This window comes from Streptomyces sp. NRRL WC-3549, assembly GCF_000721935.1.
In the GTDB taxonomy this organism is placed as follows: Bacteria; Actinomycetota; Actinomycetes; order Streptomycetales; family Streptomycetaceae; genus Streptomyces.
In genome coordinates this window covers 49,837-53,747 of sequence record NZ_KL585385.1, presented here as the reverse complement: position 1 = coordinate 53,747, position 3,911 = coordinate 49,837, and the positions used below count along the sequence as shown (strand labels likewise).

The window sequence follows — 3,911 nt, the reverse complement described above, 5'->3', positions numbered from 1 at the left end:
ATGCCGCCCGTGGCAGTGGGGAGGCTGCCACCCGCGCACGACGCCGACGCGAACCGCGGGTGAACACCCGCCCCGCGACGCGCCCGCGACCCGCCCGGAACCCGTCGAACGGAATCCGTACAACCGCTGCCGACGCGGCGCCCGCCCCCGACGACTCCCTGTTCACAGAGGCGATGACAGACGCGGAGCGAGACCCGCCCGCGCCGGAGCGGAGGGCAGTCGTCAGTGCTCCGGCGCACCACCCGCGACGGGCTCGATGAAGCCCTCCTCGACCAGCAACCGGATCGCCCGGGGCGTACGGTCCCGCAGCAGCACCGGGTCCTCCGCCATCAACTGGGCGATGGCGTCCAGGATCCGGCCGGCGGGCAACGAGCCGTCGCACACCCCTGCGAATCCTGCGCCGACCGCGTCGACCTTGGTCGCCCTGCGCATCCCGCGGTGTTGACGCAGCACCACGTGCTCGGGGTCCTCGGCCCCGGGGAGACCGACCTGCTCCTGCACGACCTCTTCGGCCAGCGTGAAGTGCGCCGCGAGGAGCGCCGCGTCATCGTGCTCACGCAGGTAGTCCTGGCGCTCGAAGTGGGCTTCCACGGCGGGGCCGAGCGGCTGTTCCACCGAGTGCGGCCACTCCTCGGCGACGACCGAGGGATTCCCGGCGGCGGCAGCGGCGGACTTCCTGAGCGTGATCCAGCCGAAGCCGACGGACTTGGTACGCCGGGCCTCGAACTCGTCCAGCCACGCCTCGTAGCGCTCGGTGTACGCGGCCGGATCCATACGGTGGTCACCGCTGTCCCGCAGCCACAGTTCGGTGTACTGGGTGACGTCCTGCACCTCGCGCTGCACGATCCAGGCGTCACAGCCCGCAGGGACCCAGGAGCGCACCCGGTCCTGCCACTCCTCGCCCTCGACGTGCTGCCAGTTGGCCAGGAACTGCGCGTAGCCCCCTTCGTTCAGCCGGTCGCCCGCCTGCTGCACGAGAGTCCGGCACAGGTCGTCGCCCCCCATACCGCCGTCGCGATACGTGAGCCGGGCCCCCGGCGAGATGACGAAGGGCGGGTTGGAGACGATCAGGTCGTACGTCAGGCCGGCGACAGGTTCGAAGAGGGAGCCCTGCCGCAGGTCGGCGGGGACCGCACCGGAAAGGGCGAGGGTCAGCCGGGTGAAGTCCAGGGCCCGCGGGTTGACGTCCGTGGCGGTGACCTGCGTGGCGTGCTGTGCGGCGTGCAGGGCCTGGATGCCGGAGCCCGTCCCGAGGTCGAGCGCCGAGGCGACGGGCCTGCGCACAGTGATTCCGGCGAGCGTGGTGGACGCACCGCCGACACCGAGGACGACGCCTTCCTCGTGGGAACCGATACCGCCGGCCCCGCCGACCGCGCAGCCCAGGTCCGAGACGATGAACCAGTCCTGGCCCTCGGGGCCGCCGTAAGGGCGTACGTCGACGGCCGCCCGGACCCGATCGTCCTCCCGGACCAGCCAGCCGTCCTCCAGGCACTCCTCCAGCGGAAGCGCGGCGGCGGCGAGGGCCGCCGGGACGGAACGCTGAAGAAGGAACAACCGCACCAGCGTGTCGAGCGGCGAGTCCCCACGGGTGGCCCGGAGCGCGGGGACCGTCTCGCTGCGTGCGAGGGCGGCGTAGGCCGGTGCGCCGAGTCGTTCGAGAAGACCGTCGGCGGTGAAGTCGGCGGCGAGCAGGGCTTCGCGGAGCCGGGGGGAACGGGCGGATGCGGGAAGGCTGGTCGTACTCACCCGCCCATTGTGTCCGGTTCCTCTGACAACGGCTTCCCCGGCCAACGGCTTTCGCCGCGTCGGCCGGTCTCAGGGACGACCCGCTTCACGGACGGCTGGGAAACGGCGGCGGCCCGGCGCCCGCGAAGGGCGACCGGGCCGCCGAGGCCGGACGCGGGAGCCCACGCCCCGATCCGCGCGGACCCGGGCGGTGGCTGCCAAGGGCTCGAGGTCCGGTCAGCCGCCTGCACGCTCGGGCACAGCCGGCACACTCACGGGCTCGCCGGGCCGGCCGGCCCGCCGTGGGCGCGGCGAACCGTCACGCCTTCTCGGTCGCCGAGGCCGTGGGCGAGGCGGGCTTCGACTCCTCGTCCGCCGCGGGGCCCGACGGCGCGGGGGCGGGCCGGGCGGAAGCCGTCGGCTTCTGGCACCCCTTCTGCTTCGACATCGCGGAGCCGACCTTGCCGGACTGGAGCTTCTTCAGGGCCTGGTCACCGTTGGTGCTGATCTTGTTCAGCTCGTCCGCGATGCCCTTGAGGCCGTCGGCGAACTTGGCCTGGTCGCCCGTGTCGAGAGCATCGACCTTCGTCTTCAGGTTCGCGTACGCCGTGGACGAGGCGTTGAGCTCCTTCACGGCCTCCTTCTGCGTGGTCTCGCCGTCGTCGACGGGCGGCGGTCCCGCCGAGTCGACGGCGGCGCCCAGCGACTTGTAGGCCTGCGAGATCTGCTGGAAGGCTGCCGAGTCGGTCTTCTGGACGTCGGCGGGCTTGCTGTTGTCAGCCGTCTGCTCCTGGATCGCGGCGTTCGCGTCGGCGATCTTCTGCAGCTGCGGCTGCACCTGGTCGCAGACCTTCTTCGCCCAGTCGTTCACCTTGTCGTCGCTGTCGTCGCTGCAGCCCGACAGCGTCAGCACCAGTACCGCACCGCCGGACAGCGCGGCTGCAAGCTTCTTGTTCACCGGATTGGATCCCTTCCAAGGCTCTCGGCCCCGGAACTTACACGCCAAGTGGGCGACATTCAGGCGCCAGGCAACCGATGTACGTGCTTTTGCAGCCATTTGCACCAAGAGGAACAGGGGAGATACAACTCACCTGCGCACACCGGAGTCTGCACATCCGCACCGGCGCCAACGCCCCGTCAGCAGGTCGGCCCAGGTCTCCGACGTGCTGTCAGGATCCGCTGGTTACCGCCCCCTTGGGCCTCCCCGCCCTGCCGCGCCACCCGGGTGCGGCGACCCCTGGGTATCCCGGCCCGGGCGCTCAGACAGCGGTGTGCGACACCGATGCCCGGGCCCAGCCCGGCTACTCGTCCGGCAGACACAGGGCTCGGTGGGGCTCAGCGGCGCTGCGCGGACAGCGGCGTCGATGTACCGGGGCCGACCCGGCCATCCCGGGAACAGGACGGGCCGGCGTCGAACGCCGAAGGCGGGGTGGCCACCTCAGGCCTGGTGGGCACCTCCAGCACCGTGCCGCACCGGGCCACGACAAAAAAGGCCCTGCTCAGAGGGCCGGTCAAGCAATCCCATCGGTCAGACGTGCCCAGCGCGAGCACAGCGGTCATGGGCACGGCGATGAGGGCCGTGCGGGAGGGCGCCGGTCAGGGGGCGGCCACCACGGGCGTCGCCGGCCAGCTCATACGGATCACTCCGCCGTCCGGGACCGACCGCACCTCCACGTCATCGACCAGGCCACTGATCACCGCGAGACCCATCTCGTCCTCGCTGTCGGCGTCCGTCTCGGAGCCGGGGCCCCCGACTGCGCCGCCGCGCCCAGACAGCGGGGTACCGCTCCCGGGCCCGGGAACCGCGTCACCCACTTCGATGGAGAACGCCTTCTCCTCCTCGATCAGCACCACGGTGACCGGGGCGGTGATGTCATGGCTGCGGTGCAGCCCCACGGCGCGGCTGCACGCCTCTCCCACGGCGAGCCTGACCTCGTCGAGCACCGTCTCGTCGACACCGGCCCGGCGTGCCACGGCAGCCGCCACCAAGCGAGCCGTCCTGACGTGTTCGGGCTGAGCGCTGAAGCGGAGTTCGACGGTTGGCATGCCATCCCCCTGGAACGTATGGGCGTGCGTCTGAGAGCCCGGGCATGGCGCCCGGGGCCCTGCTCCCCATTCTTCTCCGGGAACCGACGAAGCCGGCAGCCGACCGAAGTCGACCGCCTGCCCGTGACGGCAGGCCTACC

The 3,911-nt window shown here is 71.7% G+C and carries 3 protein-coding genes; all 3 read right to left on the bottom strand.

What is annotated here, in order from left to right:
- Positions 1-222 precede the first annotated feature (222 nt).
- A complete protein-coding gene (locus IH13_RS0103790; RefSeq protein ID WP_031080984.1) occupies positions 223-1,746 on the bottom strand; it encodes a DUF7059 domain-containing protein in 1,524 nt (507 codons plus the stop codon).
- Positions 1,747-2,044: 298 nt separating this feature from the next.
- A complete protein-coding gene (locus IH13_RS0103785) occupies positions 2,045-2,683 on the bottom strand; it encodes a hypothetical protein (protein WP_031080983.1) in 639 nt (212 codons plus the stop codon).
- Positions 2,684-3,321: 638 nt separating this feature from the next.
- Positions 3,322-3,771, bottom strand: a complete 450-nt coding sequence (locus IH13_RS0103780) for an ATP-binding protein (RefSeq protein ID WP_031080982.1) — start codon at positions 3,769-3,771, stop codon at positions 3,322-3,324.
- Positions 3,772-3,911 lie beyond the last annotated feature (140 nt).